The organism is Pseudoalteromonas sp. GB56 (assembly GCF_054923835.1).
Window position 1 is genome coordinate 748,509 of sequence record NZ_JBPCHK010000001.1, and the last position, 20,421, is coordinate 768,929.

The following is a 20,421-nucleotide window of genomic DNA, read 5'->3' on the forward strand; positions in this document are numbered from 1 at the left end:
AAAGACATAAAAAAAGCTGCTTTTGCAGCTTTTTTTATGTCTTTTACATTCTCGTTTCGAGCTCAGCAACCTTGATTTTCAAAGTCTGTGGTTTGCCATCTCGGAATAGCTCGATGTCAAGCTCAGTGCCAGGCGACGTGTTAGCAATACGCTCCAAGCTTTGTTGAATGTTGCTGACGGAATGACCGCCCATGCTCACAACGATATCTCCCTCTTTCATACCAGCCTGCCATGCAGGCCCGAGTGGGTCGAGATTGTTAATACGCATTCCGGCAATGGCCATATGGTTGTTAGTTACATCACGACCATCTTTATCAACAGCGGTAACATCCATACCCACATAGCCACGAACAACACGGCCATAATTAATAAGTTTATCCATCACATCTTTAGCTAATGAATAAGGCACCGCAAAAAAGATGCCTTGGATATCAAGGTTGCTTCGTGTTTTAAATTGCGCCGACGTAATCCCCACTAAATCGCCATGCGAGTTCACCAAAGCACCGCCAGAATTGCCAACGTTTATAGCAGCATCCATTTGCAGTAAGCTGTTATGAGAACTGTCAGTAAGACGCTGTTTGCCTGTGGCACTGATGATCCCTTGGGTGATTGTTTGCCCCAAATTAAGTGGATTACCAATCGCTAATACTACATCCCCAACTTGTGGCGAAAAGGCCTCATCAACAGGGATAGTTGGTAGGTTAGTTGCGGCTACTTTTAATAACGCTAAGTCAGTCACCGTATCAAACCCGACTAGTTGCACATCACTAAAGTGGCGCCCATCGCTGAGCATCACCATAATCACGTCAGCGCTATTGATTACGTGGTAATTAGTAAGAATGTAACCATCGCTGCTCATGAGCACACCTGAGCCAATTTCTGAAACTGTGCTTTGTTGTTGCATATAACGTGGTTGTGTCGAGATACGTTCTGAATAGACAGTGACAACTGCAGGTGCGGCTCTTTTCACTGCTTTGGCATAACTCATGTGTGAACCGCTAAACCCATCACTCGATAGCAGAGGCAACAGAGCATCGCGTAGAGACGGAGTGGCAAGCACAATAATGAAAGCAAGCCCTAAGCCACTTAGCAGCGGAACAAGCGTAAATCGAATTTGTTTTAGCACGGAATTGATAATTATTATTAGTTTCTTAGATTTGTAATGATGGCACAGAAGTAACAACAGCGGCAAGGGCGCCGCTGTTGAATTGTTGGGGAGGAACTAAGGGGTTATTGAATTGGCACAATGAAGTCGCTATTGCCGCGACGCACAACCAAGACAATATTTCCTTCGATATCAGCGATGGTATTGCTCAACTCCCGCACTGTTTCAACGCGAGTGCGGTTGACCTGAATTATGATGTCACCTTCTTCAAGACCTAAACGAGCTGAAACTGAGCGAGGGTCTACACTATTAACCACAACACCACTTGTACCATTGCGTTTACCTGACTCTAATTCCGCTCCAGCTAGAGCAGGGTGGACCTCAGCTGCTTCTTTGGCAACATCGCCTGCAGCAGCAAGCGTAACATCGACTTCTTTCTCATCACCATCGCGGTAGAGGCCAATTTCGACTTTCTTGCCTTCGCCAAGCGTTGCTACCTTACCTTTAAGTTCTTCAAAACTACGGATATCGTTTCCGTTGACGCTGATGATAACATCGCCAGCTTTGATACCTGCTTTTTCAGCTGCTGAATCTTCATCCACTCGCTCAACCATCGCGCCTTGCTTAACATCCAAGCCAAGTGCTTTGGCGTATCCGGCATTAAGTGTACGGCCAGAAATGCCTAATGAGCCACGGCGGACTTGGCCAAATTCGATGATTTGTTCAACAAGGTTGTGCATCATGTTAGATGGAATTGCGAAGCCAATCCCAACATTGCCACCTGAGGCACCTAAAATTGCGGTATTGATACCGATGAGCTCGCCTTTTAAGTTGACGAGTGCGCCACCAGAATTACCTTGGTTGATAGCGGCGTCCGTTTGAATGAAATCTTCGTAGCCTTCAATGTTTAAACCACTTCGGCCAAGTGCGCTGACAATACCTGAGGTCACTGTGTGGCTGAGACCGAATGGGTTGCCAATTGCCACTGAAAAATCACCTACTCGAAGCTTATCTGAGTCGGCTAATTTAATTTCGATGAGATCTTCGGCATCAATTTGTAGCAGCGCGATGTCAGACTCTTTATCAGCACCAATCAGTTTGGCTTCAAACTCTCTGCCGTCTTCGAGCGTAACGCGCATTTCTTCAGCATCATCGATAACGTGGTTATTGGTAACAATATAGCCCTCATCGGCATCGATAATAACGCCAGAGCCTAAACCACTGAACGGACGCTTTTGCGAGCGCTGCTGTGGGCGACCGAAGAAGAAATCGAATGGATCCACGCGGGATCTTACTTCTTTGGCGCCAGAAACGCGGATGCTGACAACCCCAGGAGTAACGCGTTCAAGCATAGGTGCGAGCGTAGGTAGTTGTTGACCATCTACAGCTACAGGTAATTTTGCTTCAACAAAGTGAGGTTGGATGAAAAAAGTTGCCGATAAAATAGCGGCGCTGAGAACTGATAACTTCATTTTCATAGTATAGACAAACTCCAAAAGAGAGGGCCGCCTAGCAGCCCGGTACCTATAAAGCTAGTTTCTATACTGACTATGGGGTCGTTACTTTAGTTCCACAAGAGCAAATCGTTCGCCTATTTATTAAGCAGGTTGTTGCTCGTTATCTTTCTTTTGACCGCTGAATAAACCTGACTCTCCGGCTGCGTAGTCTGCTGGCTGGCTATCATGCTGAGTGCGTGTTGAGTGGCGCTCTGAGCGTTGATTCAATGAAGCGTGAAGTTGTTCAGTCGTTTCTTTTGAGAAGAATGGCTGACTCATGTCTACTTCTTTTTTCAACGTCAGTAAGTTATTACTTTGAGCCACGTGGTTCGCTAACTGCTCGTAATTGTCTTTGAGTTTATTGATTAACTTATTGGTGTTATCAAGATGGTCGGCGACGTCTTGACGGTATTGTTCTAATTCGTTTTGCGCTTTGTGTGCTTGCTCTTCTAGCTCTTCTTGTTTGAATCGTTTCTTGGTGAACCATCCGCCGAGAAAAAAACTACAAGCGGCGATGATGATAACGACCCCTAACCAAGTGATTGTCGACATAGACTTCCCCTTTTGAAAACTTATCAGCCAAATATACGTATTGTTGCGAGCCGTGTTAAGATAGCGCAAAAATTTAGCCTGACTTACGCCGTAAATATCATGACACCTTGGCAGAAATATCAACAAGACTTACAACGAGATGACTTCCTATTTGATGCCGCACAGGAAAATGCTGTGAAGCATCTGCAAAGGCTGTTTGACGACATTGTTGCGCAACCAAAGAAGCCTTCAGGTTTTTTTGCGAAGCTCTTTTCCAAGGATAGCACGAAGCCAATTAAAGGGCTCTATTTTTGGGGGGGAGTAGGGCGTGGTAAGACCTACCTTGTGGATACGTTCTATGAGGCTTTGCCAACTGAGCGTAAGATGCGAGTGCACTTTCACCGTTTTATGCATCGCGTACACCAAGAACTTAAACAGCTCAAAGATGTGAAGAACCCACTATTAATGGTGGCTGACAAATTGAAAAACGAAACGGATATCATCTGTTTTGATGAGTTTTTCGTGCAAGACATTACCGATGCGATGCTGCTTGGTGGTTTGATGGAAGCCTTGTTTGCGCGTGGTATTATTCTCGTGGCCACATCGAATATTGTGCCTGACGAGCTGTATAAAAATGGTTTGCAACGCGCCCGCTTCTTACCCGCGATTGCATTAGTTAATGCCAATACTGAGGTTGTGAATGTTGACTCCGGTGTAGATTATCGCTTGCGAACGTTAGAGCAGGCTGAGATATTCCACAGTCCATTGGATGAACAAGCTGACACAAACCTGTTTGCTTACTTCGAGCAGCTATCCCCAGAGCCTGGCCGAGCTGGAGAGGCCATCGAGATTGAAGGGCGGATGATCAACACCCGAATGGTCAGCGATTGCATCGTTATGTTTGATTTTCACGATTTGTGTGAGACAGCGCGTTCGCAGGTGGATTATATGGAAATTTCACGCCTCTATAACACTGTGCTGTTGTCAAACGTAAAGCAAATGAGCCAACAAAATGATGATGCAGCGCGACGCTTTATTGCGTTAGTTGATGAGTTTTATGAGCGCAACGTCACCTTAATTATCTCTGCTGAGGCAGAAATCGAAGCGTTATACACCCAAGGTACCCTTAACTTCGAGTTCAAACGATGCATTAGTCGTTTGCAAGAAATGCAATCTCGAGAGTACTTAGAACGACCTCATTTGGCGTAAATAGTCGGTCAGCTCGCAGACTTAGAAATTACCGTACAAAAGGTGAACAAAAATGCACCGCAGCAGTAGCAATCTCTAAATCGAGCTGGTATACTCCCGCGCCTACCACTTGCCGTTCTACCTCGGTACGTTTAGCCACGACTGGGGGTTAAGTCTTAAACTCGAAGGGGTTGAAGCAAATTTAATAGAGCAGCAGAAATACTTCTGCTTGTGGTTTTATAATTGAAAACATTGGATTTTTATAAATGAAAACGTTTGTTGCTAAACCAGAATCAGTAAAACGTGACTGGTACGTAGTTGACGCTGAAGGTAAAACTTTAGGTCGTATCGCTACTGAAATCGCTCGTCGTCTTCGCGGTAAGCATAAAGCTGAGTACACTCCACACGTTGATACTGGTGACTACATCATCGTAATCAATGCGGAAAAAGTTACTGTAACTGGTAACAAAACTCAGGACAAAATGTACTACGGACACACTGGTTACCCAGGTGGCCTGAAGTCAATCAACTTTGAGAAGCTTCAAGCTAAAGCACCTGAGATGATCATTGAGAAAGCGGTTAAAGGTATGTTGCCACGTGGTCCTCTAGGCCGTGCAATGTTCCGTAAGCTTAAAGTTTACGCAGGTACTGAGCACAATCACGCTGCACAGCAGCCTCAGGTTCTAGACATTTAAGGAGCACATCATGGCAAATCAATACTACGGTACAGGTCGTCGTAAAAGTTCAAGTGCTCGCGTATTTTTACGTCCAGGCACTGGCAACATCGTAATCAATCAACGTTCTATCGAAGAATATTTCGGTCGTGAAACTGCTCGTATGGTTGTTCGTCAGCCACTAGAGCTTGTTGAAATGACTGAAAAGTTTGACCTTTACATCACTGTTGAAGGTGGTGGTACTACTGGTCAAGCTGGTGCTATTCGTCACGGTATTACTCGTGCACTGATGGAGTTTGACGAGTCTCTTCGTTCTCCACTACGTAAAGCTGGCTTTGTTACTCGCGACGCTCGTAAAGTTGAGCGTAAGAAAGTGGGTCTTAAGAAAGCACGTAAGAAAACACAGTTCTCGAAGCGTTAATTTATTACGTATTCAGAATTTCAAAACCCGGCTTTGCCTTTGGCAAACCGGGTTTTTTATTGTCTATTTTCAAATATGTTCGTCGTTTGCCTGCCATACGAGGGAATATTTCACAAATTCCCGTATTTAATGCAAATCAGGCCGATAATCTTGATAATTATTTGCTACAATTGCGGGGCAAATAGACTAATGAAGTGATTTTAAACAGCTTTGCTGGCAAGACCTTGATCTTTATCAGCGTCGTCAGTGTGAGTTTGCGATAGCATATCTAACGCTGCTTGATATTCGAATAATCTTTTCACCTGTGCATTTCGTAAGAAACAGGTGGTTATTCGAGTGTGAAACAGTGAATAACCTTGTTTTAATCAAGGCTTTTATTTATGATCGCTTCTATTTTGTAACTTCAAAAATTAACCTGCTGTAACTGATGTTCTCAATATAGCAAGTGTTGAGAATCATAGTGGAGATAAGTGGATGAGCAATGCGCCTGTAGACAACAGCCGACGCCGCTTTTTGACCATTGCTACCTCTGTTGTAGGTGGCGTGGGCGCGGTTGGAGCTGCTGTTCCTTTTATTGCGTCTTGGAACCCTAGTGAACGAGCTAAATCTGCGGGTGCACCCGTAGAAGTAGATATCTCGAAGCTAGAGCCTGGACAACTGATCCGTGTTGAATGGCGAGGCAAACCTGTATGGGTTATTTCGCGTACACCGGAAATGCTAAAACAACTAAAAGCACACGAAGATAAACTACGTGATCCTCAGTCTGAAGAACCTCAACAGCCTGAGTTTGCTAAGAACGAATTCCGTTCAATCAAAGAAACTATCTTTGTGGCTGTGGGTATTTGTACTCACCTAGGTTGTTCACCAAGCTTCCTACAAGGCGGTTTCGGTGAGAAAGTGGAAGGCACAGACGATGGCTTCTTCTGTCCATGTCACGGTTCTAAATTTGACATGGCTGGTCGAGTGTTCCAGTCGGTTCCAGCACCACTTAACCTAGAGATCCCTCCTTATTACTTCATTGATGACACGACCATTTTAGTTGGTGGTGAGAAAGGCGAAGGGGCAGCGTAATGTTTGGTAAAATTATCAATTGGATTGATGATCGTATTCCAATGACTCGCGTCTGGAATATGCACATCGCTCAATATCCAGCACCGAAAAACTTTAACTTCTGGTACTTCTTCGGCTCATTAGCGATGCTGGTACTAGTAAACCAAATCGTGACCGGTATCTGGTTAACGATGAACTTCGTACCTTCAGCTGAAGGCGCGTTTGCTTCTGTAGAATACATCATGCGTGATGTTGAATACGGTTGGTTACTCCGTTATCTGCACTCTACGGGCGCATCAGCGTTCTTCGTAGTTGTTTATTTGCACATGTTCCGTGGCATGATCTACGGTTCTTATCAAAAACCACGTGAGCTACTGTGGTTGTTTGGTATGTTCATCTTCTTAGCACTCATGGCTGAAGCTTTCATGGGGTACTTACTACCATGGGGTCAGATGTCATTCTGGGGTGCGCAGGTAATCATCTCGTTGTTCGGTGCAATCCCGGTAATTGGTGACGATCTGACACTGTGGATCCGTGGTGACTACGTAATTTCAGGTGCAACGCTTAACCGCTTCTTCGCCCTGCACGTAATCGCGCTGCCACTAGTGCTTGTGATTCTTGTATTCCTACACATTGTTGCGCTTCACGAAGTGGGTTCAAACAACCCAGATGGTGTTGAAATTAAGCGTAAGAAAGGCACTGTTGCTGAAGAAGACAAAGCAAAATTCCAGTTCCACGAATACTATACAAACAAAAAAGACATCGTTGATGCGATTCCTTTCCACCCGTATTACACGGTGAAAGATATTGTTGGTGTTGTGGGCTTCTTGATTCTGTTCTGCTACGTGGTGTTCTTTGCGCCAGAGATGGGCGGTTTCTTCCTAGAAGCGCCAAACTTTGAAGCGGCTAACCCGCTGAAAACACCAGAGCACATCTTCCCTGTTTGGTACTTCACGCCGTTCTATGCGATTCTGCGTGCAATTCCTAACAAGTTACTCGGTGTTGTAGCAATGGGTGCATCAATTGTAGTACTTGCGCTTCTACCTTGGATTGACCGTGGTAAAGTTAAGTCAATTCGCTACCGTTGTGGTTTCCACAAGCTGAACATTGCACAATTCGTTGTAACATTCGTAATCCTTGGTTGGATTGGTGCTACGCCGCAAACAGATTTTAAAACGCTGTTGTCGCAAATCACCACAGTTACGTACTTTATGTTCTTCGTGTTACTGTTCTTCTACTCGAAGAATGAGAAGACTAAGCCATTGCCAGAGAGGTTGACGAAATGATGAAAAAGCTAGTTATTGGTTTATTCGCATTGTTGCCAACATTATCTATGGCAGCAGGCCCGTCGGTGCCATTGCAAGATGCAAACATCGATTTAACTGACCAAGCTTCATTGCAGCGCGGTGCTAAACTATTTATGAACTACTGCCTTGGTTGTCACCAAATGCAGTACCAACGTTATGAGCGTACTTTCCGTGATATCGGTATTCCTACTGACATCGGCCTAGAAACGCTTATTTTCGATGGTTCTAAAGTGGGTAGTCACATCACTAATGCAATGGACAAAGATGACGCCGCTACATGGTTCGGTGCTGCGCCACCGGATTTAACACTGATTGCACGTGTTAAATCACCAGACTACATCTACACGTACTTAAAGTCGTTTTACAAAGATGAGTCTCGTCCATTTGGCGTAAATAACATCGTGTTCCCTTCAGTAGGTATGCCGCACGTTCTACAAGAACTTCAAGGTTTACCAACTCCTGTATACGAGGAAGTTGAAGAGCACGGAAAAACAGTTAAGAAAGTGGTAGCGGTTGAGACCGACGGCCAAGGTGAAATGAGTGTTGACGAGTACGACCAAGCTGCTCGCGACCTTGCTAACTTCCTTGAGTACGTGGGTGAGCCTTCGCGACTAGACTCAGAAGCAATTGGTATCAAGGTTCTTGGTTTCCTATTCATTCTGTTTATCTTTGCTTTCTTACTGAAGAAAGAATACTGGCGTGATGTTCATTAATTAATAATATCAACCAGTTAACTCAATAGGGGCGTATGCCCCTATTGCCGTTTAAAGTCATTACCGACATTCACGATAAACTGACGTTGGTTTTGGCAAGAAAAGTATTATGTACTTTGTGATTTTTTAATGGAGGTAGGCATGGCCGTTGCTGCCAATAAACGCCCTGTAATGACGCTGTTTTCCGGTGCTAATTGTATGTACAGCCATCAAGTTCGTATTGTCTTGGCTGAAAAAGGTGTTAGCGTGGATATCCATTTGGCGGAAAAGGATAATTTGCCAGAGGCTTTGCACGAGATTAACCCGTACGGCACAGTTCCTACTTTGATAGATCGTGAGCTAGGTTTATATCAAGCAAACATCATCATGGAATATTTGGATGAGCGTTTCCCGCATCCTCCGTTAATGCCAGTTTACCCAGTAATGCGCGGTCGTAGCCGCCTGATGATGCACCGCATCGATACTGATTGGTATTCACTTGCAGCTAAGATTTACGCTGGCGGCAGTGACGCAGAGCAAGCGCGTAAAGAGTTAACAGAAGCACTATTATCTGTTGCTCCTATTTTCAACGAAGCGCCTTACTTTATGAGTGAAGAGTTCAGCCTAGTTGATTGTTACTTAGCTCCATTATTATGGCGTTTACCTGAGCTTGGCATCGAATTAAATGGTGCAGGTAGTAAAGAGCTCAAAGAGTACATGATCCGCTTGTTTGAGCGTGAATCGTTCCAAGCATCATTAACTGAAGCAGAACGTGAGATCCGTCTATAATGACGCCGAACAGACCTTATCTGCTACGCGCCTTCTATGATTGGATAGTTGACAACCAGTGCACACCGCACTTGGTTGTTAACGCTGATTTTCCGAATGTGCAAGTGCCAGTCCAATTTGTCCAAGATGGGCAAATTGTACTGAACATTAGCCCAAGTGCAGTAACTCAGTTTTCTATGGATAATAGTTTGCTGACTTTTAACGCACGTTTCGGTGGTCAGCCTATGCAAGTGTTTGTGCCTATGGGTGCTGTGCTTGCAATCTATGCCCGAGAAAACGGTGAAGGTACCGTATTTACTCAAGATGAGACTTACGAAGAGCAGGAACGTTCTGGAGCAGTACCATCAATTGCAGAAACTGACGAAGTGGTTCAACCGCAAAGTGGTTTAGAGGCAGTTGACAATCCAAATCCGCAAGCTAGTCGTGATAAAAGTCAGGACGACAATAAAGGCAAAAAAGGTAGTCACTTAAAAGTGATTAAGTAGCCTATTCAGATTCGGCTAAAATAGAAATCCTCTGCAAGAAAAGACTCATCGTCTTAAGTGTGTGGGATTTCTATAATCGACCGACCGCCTACTGTAATTATTTGCAGTATTATGCTTGAAAATAGGCATAAATTACTGAGATAATCTCACCCTTGAATTTTGGGGCCAGTCGCGAGGCGGGGTTTTATTTCAAATTTTAGAGTTCGTTTGTACTAAAAGATATGGCTGAGAAACGTAATATATTTCTAGTGGGTCCTATGGGGGCCGGAAAGAGCACAATTGGTCGCCACATTGCAGACCAACTACACCTTGAGTTCTATGACTCAGACAACGAAATTGAGCGCCGCACAGGTGCGGACATCGCGTGGGTATTTGATATCGAAGGCGAAGAAGGTTTCCGTCGTCGTGAAGAAGCAGTGATCACTGATCTGACTGAGCTTCAAGGTATCGTACTTGCAACAGGTGGTGGCTCAGTAGTCAGTAAAGAAGTACGTAACAAACTGTCTGCACGTGGTATTGTTGTATACCTAGAGACCCCAATTGAAAAGCAAGTTGCGCGTACACAACGTGATAAGCGTCGTCCTCTACTGCAAACTGAGGAAGCACCGAAGAACGTATTAGAGCGCCTAGCTGAAGAGCGCGAACCACTTTATCAAGAAGTGGCTGATATCGTTGTGCGTACCGATGAACAAAGCGCCAAAGTGGTCGCAAATCAAATCATCGAGAAACTTAATTTCTAAATACCTCAAGGAGAATTGCGCATGCTGGAACTAAATGTTGAACTTGGTGAGCGCAGTTATCCTATATTCATTGGTAGCGATCTTCTGACTGATAGTCAGCGGCTCCTGCACTATGTAGGCAATCGCAGACCTGTGATTGTTACCAATGAAACCATCGCTCCTCTTTATCTCGATACGCTTAGTCAAGCGCTCGCTTCACAAGCACCTTTAATATTTGTGATGCCAGATGGTGAGCAATACAAAACCTTAGAATGGTTTGAGCGCATCAATGCATTTTTACTTGAGAATAATTGTGGTCGTGATACTTGTTTGATTGCTCTTGGGGGTGGTGTAATTGGTGACCTTACTGGGTTCGTTGCAGCTTGCTATCAGCGTGGTGTGCCATTTATTCAAATTCCAACAACGTTACTTTCCCAAGTAGACTCTTCAGTTGGTGGTAAAACAGCTGTAAATCATCCGTTAGGCAAAAACATGATTGGTGCTTTTTATCAGCCTCAAGCCGTGTTTATCGATACTGCTGTGCTAGCCACTTTACCAGGCAAAGAATTTGCGGCAGGTATGGCTGAGGTGATCAAATACGGCCTTATTTATGATACTGAGCTATTTGTTTCATTAGCGGCTCAAGTGGAGTCAATTAAATCTTTGCACCCAGAGCTCTTGCCTCAGATTATCTATCGCTGCTGCGCTATCAAAGCCGAAATTGTAGCGCAAGATGAAAAAGAGTCTGGTATACGAGCTTTACTTAATCTAGGGCACACCTTCGGTCACGCCATTGAAGCGCAAATGGGTTACGGAAAATGGCTTCACGGTGAAGCAGTTGCAACAGGTATGGTGTTAGCGGCGAAATTGGCGGTGATGCGCGGTAACTTAAGTGCTGATGAATTAGCACGTGTAGTATCGGTTATTAAAGCATATGAACTGCCAACCGAGTTTCCACAGGAAATGACGTTTGAACAATTCATGACACATATGCGCAAAGATAAAAAGAACAAAGCTGGTCGCATTCGTTTTATTCTGCCAACCGAGTTTGGTCGATGTGCGCTGGTTGACGATGTGTCTGAGCAAGAGCTACAGAGTCTGCTCGCACACTAATGCAATCGCAAATTCTCCCATCACGTGAGGCGCTCGCGAAACGAATTGCCCTTCAGTTTAGTTATGGCCAGAACCTGATTCACCTTGTTGCAGGATCAGGGTTCGGGAAAAGTTATTTACTCGAGCATTTTATTACGGACCATTATGACAACTTTAACAAGGCTTATGTGCATGCCAAAGCATCGAGTCAAGATGCTGATATTCAAACCTATTTACTAGAGCATAGTTTCTCTTACCCGCTAGTAGATGTGTCGTTGTCTCTACGCGAGAACTTCTTACGCCTTGTTAAAGAGCTGGGTCCACGCGAGATCCTGTGGGTTATCGACAATGCTAAGCAGCTGTCCGAAGAGTTACTGGCTGAATTGGAATGGCTTGCACAACACGCGCCGTGTACTTTATTTGTGTTGTGTGCTTCATCGCAAAGTGGATTGTTAAGCAGCGCCATTGATATTCACCTGGAACCTTTGCCTTATGCCGAAAGCCTGCGTTTATTAAGTTACTTTTACACCAACCTTCCACACCGAGAAGATCCTATTTTTGCTGAGTTCTTAAACGAATGTAAAGGCAACCCGGCATTGTTACTACAATGGCAGCAACGTGAACAACAAATGCCTAAGGCTGAGAGGAAGGCGAATAAAACTAAATGGTTAGTCGCGGGTGGATTACTGGTTGCTTTGTTAGCAATTGGTGGCGTATATCAGTATCAGCAGCCTAGTGCCTCTGGGTTGTTAGAGGAATTATCTCAGAACCCTCAACTCGTTGAAATAAAAGCGATTGATGACGATGAAAAACAAAACGATGCGGCATCATTGTCGAATAATACCGTGATCGCAGAGGCGCTTTCGAGTCAGCATATTGAGACACCGGTTGAGCCTTTGCTTAACCCCGAGCCTCAGGTTGAAGAATCCGATGCATTGTCCAAGGGGATGCAGGCTACTACACTCATTGAGACGAAGGGTTCTACAAATTTGCAGCCAGAACAGTCAGCAGATATTAGCCAGAATCAAATAGCAGAGTCGGCATCTGCAGAAGTATTGTCTGAAGGCTCACAAATACAGACTGTTGAGGATTCCTCAGCTCCAAAAGCAACTGATTTGGTAGCAGATGATTCAATGCTTTTTGACCATGCGTGGTATCTAGCACAGAATGATGAACAGTGGCTCTGGCAGTTAACTATCATGTCTAAAGAGCAGCAGATCGAAGACTTCATAAATCGCTTTAACTTAGCTGACAACACCAAACATTACTTCAGAGCCGACAAAGGCTGGCACGTGCTTACGTGGTCAGTGGTTGGGGAGAGAGAGTCAATCCAACAACTGCGAGCTGAAATGGAAGAAAAGGTACCTGGAATAGAGCCTTATGCGAAACAAATTAAGCAGATAAAAGCCGAGATAAATTCGCAACCCGTTGCACAAATGCGGTAGAATTTGGCACCGGCTTAGGTTAAGCATACTAAGAATAAAACGTAGAAACGAGCTAGAAGAATTGATGCAGAAGAAAACCCGTGCTTTCCTAAAATGGGCGGGCGGAAAATACAGCTTGGTTGAAGACATTGCCAAGCGCTTAAACCAAGCCCAAGAGCTAACAGGGAGCACAGCATCTACCCTAGTTGAGCCGTTTGTTGGTGCCGGTTCCGTATTTTTAAACACGGACTTCGAGCATTATGTACTGAATGACATCAATGCTGATCTTATTAATCTCTATAAAGAATTAACACACGCACCTGATGAGTTTATTAGTGACGCACGCAAACTCTTCACTCAGCTAAATAATGACCCTGATATTTATTACGGTTTACGTACTCGTTTCAACGAAAGCCGAGATGCTTATGAGCGCGCGATTCTTTTTCTTTACATGAATCGACATGGCTATAACGGTCTGTGTCGCTACAATTTAAAAGGTATCTTTAACGTACCGTTTGGTAAGTATAAAAAGCCGTACTTTCCAGAACATGAAATGTACTTCTTTGCGCAAAAGGCACAGCGTGCCACATTCACTTGTCAAAGTTACAAAGATGTTTTTACGTCATTGCCAAGTGCTGCCGTCGTATATTGTGACCCGCCATATGTACCTTTGAGTAAAACGGCGTCATTTACCAGTTATGCTAAAGGAGGCTTTAACCTCGATGATCAAGCCAATCTAGCCAATTTAGCTGAGCAGGCTGCTGGTACGCAAAATACATCTGTCCTCATATCTAATCACGATACTGTCTGGACGCGCAAAATATACGAACAAGCTGATATCGATGTGCTCGCTGTTAAACGCACCATTAGTCCAAAAGGGAATGGCCGCAATAAAGTAAATGAATTGATGGCGATGTATTTATCAGGCCGGGAGTACAAACTGAACCAAGGCGACCACAGCTAAAACGAACATTACAAAAAATACGATGGCAATGGCGATGATGATACTTGGTTTGTGGTGGGTAAAATCATGCTCTCGCTTTGCGCTACTTTGCACACCAAAAAAGGCGGCAAGAACAGCTTGAATTTGAGACCACATACAATGGGATTAGTAACTTTTGTTTGAGAATTGACGAGCGTTTTTCTTGTTGTCGTCACGACTGAGTAGTTCTAACAAGTCTAAATAATGGAATTGGGCGCTTCGGCTGTCACCGGTAAACCAAGCTAACCAAGATTGCTTTGCTTGCTGGTTGGCGCATTGATCACTGCGCTCGTTTGAGTATGATGAGTTGCTTGCTGAACATACACATCCTGTATTTGCATTGGAAGAAGAGCTGCCTTGGATACTGTAGGCACCAAACATGACGGCGAACGCGGCAACGCTCCCCAGCAGCATGTGTTTTTTTACTCCTAACAACATATCCATCTCCACTCCTTAAGCTATCCGTTAAGCTTACGCAAGATTGGTTAAAAAAACAACTGAACTTTTGGGAATAATGCTGTGTTTTTCTTTAAAAATAATGGCTTTATGTTTCATAAATGTTAACTTTTTGGGTGTAACATGCTGTTTCTAAATAACTGTTAAAGTCTCGCTTGCGCGCCCGCACAGTTACGTCTTTTTTTGATACAGTATAAGCCCCCGTTCAAAGGAGTTATGTAATGAAAGAGTACCTTATCGCGCCTTCGATTCTGTCGGCTGACTTTGCGCGCCTAGGCGAAGATGTTGAGCGCGTGATTGAGGCTGGTGCTGATGTTGTGCATTTTGACGTTATGGATAACCATTATGTTCCCAATCTTACTTTCGGACCTATGGTGTGCAAAGCGTTAAGAGATTACGGCATCACAGCGCCGATTGACGTGCATCTTATGGTTAAGCCTGTTGATTCATTGGTGCCAGAATTCGCAAAGGCTGGTGCAAGTATCATCACCTTTCACCCCGAGGCGAGTGAGCATGTTGACCGCACTCTGGGTCTGATCAAAGAGCATGGTTGTCAAGCTGGGTTGGTCTTTAACCCTGCAACACCATTGCATGTACTGGAGCATGTTATCGATAAGCTTGATGTCATCTTGTTAATGTCAGTGAACCCAGGATTCGGTGGTCAAAGCTTCATTCCTCATACGTTAGAAAAACTACGACAAGTCCGCAAAATCATCGATGACAGCGGTCGTGATATTCGTTTAGAAGTGGATGGCGGTGTGAAAGTAGAAAATATTGCAGAAATTGCCGCTGCAGGCGCTGATATGTTTGTTGCTGGCTCCGCTATTTTTAATCAGCCTGACTACCAAGTGGTTGTACAACAGATGCGCGCAGAATTGGCGAAGGTCGCACAGTGAAATACGAGGCTATTTTATTCGATTTAGATGGCACGTTAGTAGACAGCGTACCAGATATGTATATCGCTACCAATTTAATGCTTACAGACTTGGCTCGTCCAATTATCTCTCACACTATGGTGAGCCAGTTTGTAGGTAACGGTATAGAGCAGCTCGTTATTCGTGCGTTAAGTGGTGATATGTATGCTAATCCAATGTTAAGCGAAACTGAAATCCAGCGCGCGACAGAGTTATTTTACACCCATTATCATGAGGTTATTGGTCAATCGAGCGGCTTGTATCCACATGTTTTGACTGTGCTGGCTGCATTTTCCCAAATCCCCAAAGCAGTTGTGACAAATAAAGCGCGTCGATTTACCGTCGAATTACTCGAAAAAATGAACTTAAGTACGCATTTTGAAGTATTGGTGTGTGGCGATGATGGAGCCAAAAAGCCCTCTGCAGAACCCGTTTTAAGCGCGTGCCAACAACTCGGTGTTGAGCCGACAAAATGCCTGATGATAGGGGATTCAAAATCCGATATTTTAGCTGCTCAAGCAGCGCATGTTGATTGTCTAGCTTTAACCTGCGGATATAACCAAGGTGAGGACCTAAGCCAGTACAATCCACAGTACCTCTGTGGGCAATTCTTAGATATAATCACGGCCATTAATTGATAAGTAACAAAGGAACATCATGAGTAAACCAGTAGTGTTAAGCGGCATTCAGCCAACAGGTGGTATGACAATCGGCAATTATGTTGGCGCCATTAACCAGTGGCTTAGTTTGCAAGAACATCATGAAAGTTACTTTATGCTCGTTGATTTGCATGCAATCACTATTCGCCAAGAGCCAGAAGTTCTGCGCTCTCGCGTGCTTGATGGTGTTGCTCTGTATGCAGCTTGTGGTATCGATCCTGAGAAAGCAGCACTGTTTGTTCAGTCGCAAGTACCAGAGCATGCCCAGCTCGCGTGGGTACTGAACTGTTACGCACAGATGGGTGAGCTTAACCGTATGACTCAGTTTAAAGATAAGTCATTGAAGCATGCAAACAACGTAAATGTTGGTTTGTTTGCCTACCCAGTATTGCAAGCTGCTGACATCTTACTTTATCAAGCAGATCAAGTGCCTGTAGGTGAGGATCAAAAACAACACCTCGAGTTGACTCGTGACATCGCGACACGCTTTAACAACTTATATGGTGAGGTATTTAAATTGCCAGAGCCGTATATCCCAGAATTCGGTGCGCGAGTGATGAGCCTTCAAGACCCACTGAAGAAAATGTCTAAATCTGACGACAATCCAAATGGCTACATTATGTTGTTAGATGAGCCGAAGAAGATTGAGAAAAAACTCAAAAAGGCAGTGACCGACTCTGATGAGCAAGCTCGTATTTATTTCGACCGTGAAGAAAAGCCAGGAGTTTCTAATCTACTGACGCTTCTTTCGGTGGCAACAAAGCGCTCTATTGACGAGCTTGTGCCAGAATATGAAGACAAAATGTATGGTCATTTGAAGAAAGACACTGCAGATGCAGTTGTGGCGATGATTGAACCTATTCAACAACGTTTTGCTGAGATCCGTGCAGACCAAACGTTGTTGGAAAAAATCATGGCTTCAGGTGCAGAAAAAGCGCGCGCTAAAGCAGAGCCAACTCTGAAGGCTGTGTACGACGCACTTGGATTTATACCTCGTCGATAGAACTCGACTGAGCTAACTTACTTCTAAAGCCAAGCTTAGCTTGGCTTTTTAATGGTAGATTCCATGTTATTGATGATTCGACAACTACGATTCATTCACCTTTAACCTAGTGCAGTATTTCCAGCGTTTAGACCAAGATGTGCTAGTCAAACGCAATGACGAGATTGATGTCGAGCAGATAAAAGAGCTAAAGCCAAAACATATAGTTTTGTCTCCAGGCCCATGTAGCCCGAATGAAGCAGGTATTTGCTTGGACGTGGTGCGCCGTTACCAAGGAGAGATACCCATTTTAGGTGTGTGTTTAGGGCACCAAACAATCGCCCAAGCATTGGGAGCTGAGGTCGTTCGAGCAAGGCAAGTGATGCATGGTAAAACTTCTTGGATTCACACCACAGATAGTGGTTTATTTGCTGGGCTCCCGAACAAAATTGAAGTATGCCGCTACCATTCTCTGGTAGTTAACCCCCAAACACTCCCTTCTTGCTTGCAAGTGACTGCTTGGACAGAGAATAACGACGGCACAATGGATGAAATTATGGGTTTGGTTCATACTTCAAAGGCGTTAGAGGGGATTCAATTCCATCCAGAAGCTATCCTAACTGAACATGGCTTGGATATGCTGCAACATTTTATAGATAGATATTAACGACCAAGGCATGGCGACAAAAGAAGAGCAAATAAGACAGCGAGTAAATGCCCTTGAGCAGCGATTTAACGATTTGTTGCTGGGACATAGCTTTGCCCAACAACAACTCGGTTTTATCAAGACTTTTGACTCCGAATCGGATGAGTCGCTGAAAAAACGCACTCTGTTGGCAGTAGAGCAAGCTGCTCAATCTAAACGCAAACAAGATACCTCAAAACAAGCACAGTTTAGGGCAAAGGTAAGTACCAACTTACATGCGATAATTGATAATGCAATCACTGCTCAGCTTGAAGACTTGGATAACCTGTATTCTGAGGTACTCGGTATTCAAGATGCAGTGCCAGCAATGATTGATATTTTAGCTGCCCGTGCTGCGAATATTAGTCGCTTGGAACCTTTGGTCAATGACCTTAGTTGGCTCGGTCGTGAGCTCGTCGCTTTGGTCAACCTTCCCCAGTATCGCCAAGAACGAAATACCCGAGCAGTGAAAATAGATACTCCAGCGCTAGCTCTACGCTATTTGGGCCTAGAGAATCTTAAGCTCACAGTCCCTACATTTGCCATGCGCCATTGGTTGCCACATAGCACTGAGCCTTTCAGCTTGCTCAAGCGAAAGCTACGAGAGTCTGCGATGACTCGTGCAATTGCATCGCATGAATTGGCGAATGCGAAAGAGCAAAATAGTTTTTCGGCCTATATCGGCTCACTGTTTATGGAATTGGGTAAAGTAACGCTGGCGAGACTCTATCTGCGTATTTTCCAGCAGATTTGGCAACGTAAAGTACGTTTGGCACGCGAGGAGGGGAACAAAGTACTCCATGATGCACTTATTGGGATTGAGCCGGATCCTCTGTACCTACGTAACTTATTTGTAGAGCGCTCGATGGAAGTTACCCGCAGACTCGTAGAAAAAATGGAGCTGCGTTACCTTCCTCTCAATGCATTACTAGATGATATTGCGCTGGCTGAGCCATACCTGCAGTCGGGAGAAGCAAAAACCATCGTGCAGGCTAGTTGCTTCAGCCAATGTCTGATGCTCAAAGAACATCAGCTTATCGAGCCAGATGAACAAGCTTTGTGGTTTAAATATGTGGGCCTCGAAGAGGATCAGATTAAACTGCTGGAAAATGCGAATTTAAACAGCTTGGCTCTAAAAATTGACGCAAATTAAGCGTCAACTGAAAATTTTTTGTAAATTTTTTTACGTATATTCATTCAAACTGCCAACATCGTTTGCCCTCACAGCCAATATAGGTCTGCTGGGATTCGTCACTGTTGGCAATATAATAGTTATTCACTCAGGGTGAAAATCTACCCTCAATCCCTTTAAACACGCGGTCTACATGAAAGCTTTGCATGAGACTTCGCTTCGATTTTCTGAAATAATGCTGCAATCCAAGTAGTGCTACTGCCACGTTAATCGTGGTTTTTACAGTGTTAACCTAGAGCAACCAAACGCACTCATTCACATATGAAGTTATTGGTTGAATCTCACTCTCACCGAGCACCCTAGCGTTAACCAGACTCAATGAGGAATGAAAATGACAGTTAATCGCGCTTTATTTGATGAAGTAATGGTTCCTAACTACAACCCGTCTGAGGTTATTCCGGTACGCGGCGAAGGTGCGCGTGTATGGGATCTAGCAAGGAAAAGAATATATCGATTTTGCCGGCGGTATCGCGGTTAACTGTTTAGGCCATTGTCACCCAGCTCTTGTTGCTGCATTAAAAGAGCAGGGCGAGAAAATTTGGCACCTATCGAACATTTGGGCAAATGAGCCTGCATTACGTCTAGCTAAGAAAATGACCGATGCAACATTTGCTGAGCAAGTGTATTTCGCGAACTCAGGTGCAGAAGCAAACGAAGCTGCTTTAAAGCTTGCACGTCGTTGGGCACTTGATAACTATGGTGCGCAAAAGTCGAAGATTATCGCGTTCAATAAGGGTTTCCACGGTCGTACATTCTTCACTGTAACTGTGGGTGGTCAGGCTGCTTATTCTGATGGTTTCGGACCAAAGCCTGGTGACATCGTGCACTGTGACTACAACGACCTAGATGCATTTAAAGCCCTTATCGACGACAACACCTGTGCGGTTATGATGGAACCACTACAAGGTGAAGGCGGCATCATTGCTCCAGAAGCTGAGTTCGTAAAGCTAGTTCGTGAGCTGTGTGATAAGCACAATGCACTGCTTATTTTCGATGAAGTACAAACAGGTGTAGGTCGTACTGGTGAAGCTCTACGCATATCAAGGGTTGGGCGTAACGCCAGATATCATGAGCTCTGCAAAAGCGCTTGGCGGTGGTTTCCCAATCGGTGCGATGCTGACAACCAAAGAAATAGCTAAACACCTTAAACCAGGTACTCATGGCTCGACTTATGGTGGTAACCCACTGGCCTGTGCAGTAGCTGAGGCGGCATTTGACACAATCAACGACCAAGCTGTGCTTGATGGCGTAAAAGAAAGAGAAGCGCTATTCAAACAACTACTTAATGACATAAACGCGAAATATGATGTGTTTAGCGAAGTACGTGGTAAAGGCCTGCTTATTGGTGCCGTTGTGAATGATAAGTTCAAAGGTCGTGCACGTGAATTCCTAGTAGCGAGCATGGAACACGGCTTAATGTCGCTTGTTGCTGGTGCTGATGTAGTGCGTTTCACGCCGTCGTTGGTTATTTCTGAAGAAGAAATCCGTGAAGGCATGGCGCGCTTCGAAAAAAGCGGTAGCAAGTTTAGTTTAAGCCGCTAGCCAGAAAGCCTGTTTAGCGTTATTTGTGAAGCTTGT

The 20,421-nt window shown here is 44.5% G+C and carries 21 protein-coding genes and 2 pseudogenes; 18 read left to right on the forward strand and 5 right to left on the reverse strand.

Translation table 11 applies throughout. The annotated features are described in order from the left end of the window. Positions 1 to 43 precede the first annotated feature (43 nt). The 3 genes from ACH19P_RS03545 to ACH19P_RS03555 form a co-directional block, all read right to left on the reverse strand. The gene (locus ACH19P_RS03545) at positions 44 to 1,126 is read right to left on the reverse strand and encodes a trypsin-like peptidase domain-containing protein (RefSeq protein ID WP_462157128.1); all 1,083 of its coding nucleotides are present in this window, start codon (positions 1,124 to 1,126) and stop codon (positions 44 to 46) included. A gap of 104 nt (positions 1,127 to 1,230) precedes the next feature. Further along, positions 1,231 to 2,583, reverse strand: coding sequence for a DegQ family serine endoprotease (locus tag ACH19P_RS03550; protein WP_462157129.1), 1,353 nt, complete (start codon positions 2,581 to 2,583; stop codon positions 1,231 to 1,233). A gap of 120 nt (positions 2,584 to 2,703) precedes the next feature. Further along, the gene (locus ACH19P_RS03555; RefSeq protein ID WP_462157130.1) at positions 2,704 to 3,153 is read right to left on the reverse strand and encodes a Z-ring associated ZapG family protein; all 450 of its coding nucleotides are present in this window, start codon (positions 3,151 to 3,153) and stop codon (positions 2,704 to 2,706) included. Positions 3,154 to 3,252: 99 nt separating this feature from the next. Here ACH19P_RS03555 and zapE point away from each other — a divergent pair, with 99 nt between their 5' ends. The 12 genes from zapE to ACH19P_RS03615 all read left to right on the forward strand — a co-directional run bounded on the left by zapE (position 3,253) and on the right by ACH19P_RS03615 (position 13,937). Next, entirely contained in the window at positions 3,253 to 4,341 is a 1,089-nt protein-coding gene (zapE, locus tag ACH19P_RS03560; RefSeq protein WP_462159305.1) for a cell division protein ZapE, read from the forward strand. Positions 4,342 to 4,586: 245 nt separating this feature from the next. Continuing rightward, entirely contained in the window at positions 4,587 to 5,015 is a 429-nt protein-coding gene (gene rplM, locus ACH19P_RS03565) for a 50S ribosomal protein L13 (RefSeq protein ID WP_347391213.1), read from the forward strand. A gap of 7 nt (positions 5,016 to 5,022) precedes the next feature. Beyond that, complete coding sequence (rpsI, locus tag ACH19P_RS03570) at positions 5,023 to 5,415, forward strand: 30S ribosomal protein S9 (protein ID WP_347391384.1); 393 nt, start codon at positions 5,023 to 5,025, stop codon at positions 5,413 to 5,415. Between the two features lie 474 nt (positions 5,416 to 5,889). Beyond that, entirely contained in the window at positions 5,890 to 6,486 is a 597-nt protein-coding gene (gene petA, locus ACH19P_RS03575) for a ubiquinol-cytochrome c reductase iron-sulfur subunit (protein WP_462157131.1), read from the forward strand. Then, complete coding sequence (locus ACH19P_RS03580) at positions 6,486 to 7,751, forward strand: cytochrome b (protein WP_462157132.1); 1,266 nt, start codon at positions 6,486 to 6,488, stop codon at positions 7,749 to 7,751. The genes petA and ACH19P_RS03580 overlap by 1 nt, the downstream gene beginning before the upstream one ends. After that, the gene (locus ACH19P_RS03585) at positions 7,748 to 8,485 is read left to right on the forward strand and encodes a cytochrome c1 (protein WP_462157133.1); all 738 of its coding nucleotides are present in this window, start codon (positions 7,748 to 7,750) and stop codon (positions 8,483 to 8,485) included. The genes ACH19P_RS03580 and ACH19P_RS03585 overlap by 4 nt, the downstream gene beginning before the upstream one ends. 141 nt (positions 8,486 to 8,626) lie before the next feature. Next, entirely contained in the window at positions 8,627 to 9,253 is a 627-nt protein-coding gene (gene sspA / locus ACH19P_RS03590) for a stringent starvation protein SspA (RefSeq protein WP_347393584.1), read from the forward strand. Beyond that, positions 9,253 to 9,738 carry a ClpXP protease specificity-enhancing factor gene (locus tag ACH19P_RS03595; protein WP_462157134.1) on the forward strand — a complete coding sequence of 162 codons (486 nt, stop codon included), beginning with the start codon at positions 9,253 to 9,255 and terminating at the stop codon, positions 9,736 to 9,738. The genes sspA and ACH19P_RS03595 overlap by 1 nt, the downstream gene beginning before the upstream one ends. Before the next feature lie 221 nt (positions 9,739 to 9,959). After that, entirely contained in the window at positions 9,960 to 10,478 is a 519-nt protein-coding gene (aroK, locus tag ACH19P_RS03600) for a shikimate kinase AroK (RefSeq protein ID WP_347391207.1), read from the forward strand. A 21-nt stretch (positions 10,479 to 10,499) separates the two neighbouring features. Continuing rightward, positions 10,500 to 11,570, forward strand: a complete 1,071-nt coding sequence (gene aroB / locus ACH19P_RS03605) for a 3-dehydroquinate synthase (RefSeq protein ID WP_462157135.1) — start codon at positions 10,500 to 10,502, stop codon at positions 11,568 to 11,570. Then, a complete protein-coding gene (locus tag ACH19P_RS03610) occupies positions 11,570 to 12,994 on the forward strand; it encodes a hypothetical protein (protein WP_462157136.1) in 1,425 nt (474 codons plus the stop codon). Before aroB ends, ACH19P_RS03610 begins: the two co-directional genes overlap by 1 nt. Before the next feature lie 64 nt (positions 12,995 to 13,058). After that, on the forward strand, positions 13,059 to 13,937 hold the full coding sequence (locus ACH19P_RS03615) for a Dam family site-specific DNA-(adenine-N6)-methyltransferase (RefSeq protein ID WP_462157137.1): 879 nt from the start codon (positions 13,059 to 13,061) through the stop codon (positions 13,935 to 13,937). Here the strand turns inward: ACH19P_RS03615 and ACH19P_RS03620 are convergent. Both ACH19P_RS03620 and ACH19P_RS03625 read right to left on the reverse strand, forming a co-directional pair. Further along, a complete protein-coding gene (locus ACH19P_RS03620) occupies positions 13,896 to 14,072 on the reverse strand; it encodes a DUF2970 domain-containing protein (protein WP_462157138.1) in 177 nt (58 codons plus the stop codon). The genes ACH19P_RS03615 and ACH19P_RS03620 overlap by 42 nt on opposite strands. Before the next feature lie 9 nt (positions 14,073 to 14,081). Continuing rightward, the gene (locus tag ACH19P_RS03625; RefSeq protein ID WP_462157139.1) at positions 14,082 to 14,399 is read right to left on the reverse strand and encodes a hypothetical protein; all 318 of its coding nucleotides are present in this window, start codon (positions 14,397 to 14,399) and stop codon (positions 14,082 to 14,084) included. A 233-nt stretch (positions 14,400 to 14,632) separates the two neighbouring features. Between ACH19P_RS03625 and rpe the strand changes: the two genes are divergently transcribed. From rpe to ACH19P_RS03655, 6 genes and pseudogenes are all read left to right on the forward strand, one after another. After that, positions 14,633 to 15,307 (forward strand): ribulose-phosphate 3-epimerase, encoded by a 675-nt coding sequence (gene rpe / locus ACH19P_RS03630; protein WP_462157140.1) that lies wholly within the window; start codon positions 14,633 to 14,635, stop codon positions 15,305 to 15,307. Beyond that, complete coding sequence (locus tag ACH19P_RS03635) at positions 15,304 to 15,963, forward strand: HAD-IA family hydrolase (protein WP_462157141.1); 660 nt, start codon at positions 15,304 to 15,306, stop codon at positions 15,961 to 15,963. Before rpe ends, ACH19P_RS03635 begins: the two co-directional genes overlap by 4 nt. 19 nt (positions 15,964 to 15,982) lie before the next feature. Next, the gene (trpS, locus tag ACH19P_RS03640) at positions 15,983 to 16,987 is read left to right on the forward strand and encodes a tryptophan--tRNA ligase (protein ID WP_462157142.1); all 1,005 of its coding nucleotides are present in this window, start codon (positions 15,983 to 15,985) and stop codon (positions 16,985 to 16,987) included. Positions 16,988 to 17,050: 63 nt separating this feature from the next. Continuing rightward, positions 17,051 to 17,633: pseudogene (locus ACH19P_RS03645) on the forward strand (anthranilate synthase component II). A gap of 10 nt (positions 17,634 to 17,643) precedes the next feature. Then, positions 17,644 to 18,804 (forward strand): HDOD domain-containing protein, encoded by a 1,161-nt coding sequence (locus ACH19P_RS03650; protein ID WP_462157143.1) that lies wholly within the window; start codon positions 17,644 to 17,646, stop codon positions 18,802 to 18,804. A gap of 370 nt (positions 18,805 to 19,174) precedes the next feature. Then, positions 19,175 to 20,385: pseudogene (locus ACH19P_RS03655) on the forward strand (aspartate aminotransferase family protein). The last annotated feature ends 36 nt before the right edge of the window (positions 20,386 to 20,421 follow it).

What these genes read in the sequence shown, in the direction of transcription:
- ACH19P_RS03625 (WP_462157139.1), bottom strand. Translation starts at nt 14,399, where the DNA reads ATGGATATGTTGTTAGGAGTAAAAAAACACATGCTGCTGGGGAGCGTT.
- rplM (WP_347391213.1), top strand. Translation starts at nt 4,587, where the DNA reads ATGAAAACGTTTGTTGCTAAACCAGAATCAGTAAAACGTGACTGGTAC.
- ACH19P_RS03580 (WP_462157132.1), top strand. Translation starts at nt 6,486, where the DNA reads ATGTTTGGTAAAATTATCAATTGGATTGATGATCGTATTCCAATGACT.
- ACH19P_RS03585 (WP_462157133.1), top strand. Translation starts at nt 7,748, where the DNA reads ATGATGAAAAAGCTAGTTATTGGTTTATTCGCATTGTTGCCAACATTA.
- ACH19P_RS03615 (WP_462157137.1), top strand. Translation starts at nt 13,059, where the DNA reads ATGCAGAAGAAAACCCGTGCTTTCCTAAAATGGGCGGGCGGAAAATAC.
- petA (WP_462157131.1), top strand. Translation starts at nt 5,890, where the DNA reads ATGAGCAATGCGCCTGTAGACAACAGCCGACGCCGCTTTTTGACCATT.
- ACH19P_RS03650 (WP_462157143.1), top strand. Translation starts at nt 17,644, where the DNA reads ATGGCGACAAAAGAAGAGCAAATAAGACAGCGAGTAAATGCCCTTGAG.
- aroB (WP_462157135.1), top strand. Translation starts at nt 10,500, where the DNA reads ATGCTGGAACTAAATGTTGAACTTGGTGAGCGCAGTTATCCTATATTC.
- sspA (WP_347393584.1), top strand. Translation starts at nt 8,627, where the DNA reads ATGGCCGTTGCTGCCAATAAACGCCCTGTAATGACGCTGTTTTCCGGT.
- ACH19P_RS03610 (WP_462157136.1), top strand. Translation starts at nt 11,570, where the DNA reads ATGCAATCGCAAATTCTCCCATCACGTGAGGCGCTCGCGAAACGAATT.
- aroK (WP_347391207.1), top strand. Translation starts at nt 9,960, where the DNA reads ATGGCTGAGAAACGTAATATATTTCTAGTGGGTCCTATGGGGGCCGGA.
- rpe (WP_462157140.1), top strand. Translation starts at nt 14,633, where the DNA reads ATGAAAGAGTACCTTATCGCGCCTTCGATTCTGTCGGCTGACTTTGCG.
- ACH19P_RS03595 (WP_462157134.1), top strand. Translation starts at nt 9,253, where the DNA reads ATGACGCCGAACAGACCTTATCTGCTACGCGCCTTCTATGATTGGATA.
- ACH19P_RS03550 (WP_462157129.1), bottom strand. Translation starts at nt 2,583, where the DNA reads ATGAAAATGAAGTTATCAGTTCTCAGCGCCGCTATTTTATCGGCAACT.
- ACH19P_RS03620 (WP_462157138.1), bottom strand. Translation starts at nt 14,072, where the DNA reads ATGTGGTCTCAAATTCAAGCTGTTCTTGCCGCCTTTTTTGGTGTGCAA.
- trpS (WP_462157142.1), top strand. Translation starts at nt 15,983, where the DNA reads ATGAGTAAACCAGTAGTGTTAAGCGGCATTCAGCCAACAGGTGGTATG.
- ACH19P_RS03555 (WP_462157130.1), bottom strand. Translation starts at nt 3,153, where the DNA reads ATGTCGACAATCACTTGGTTAGGGGTCGTTATCATCATCGCCGCTTGT.
- zapE (WP_462159305.1), top strand. Translation starts at nt 3,253, where the DNA reads ATGACACCTTGGCAGAAATATCAACAAGACTTACAACGAGATGACTTC.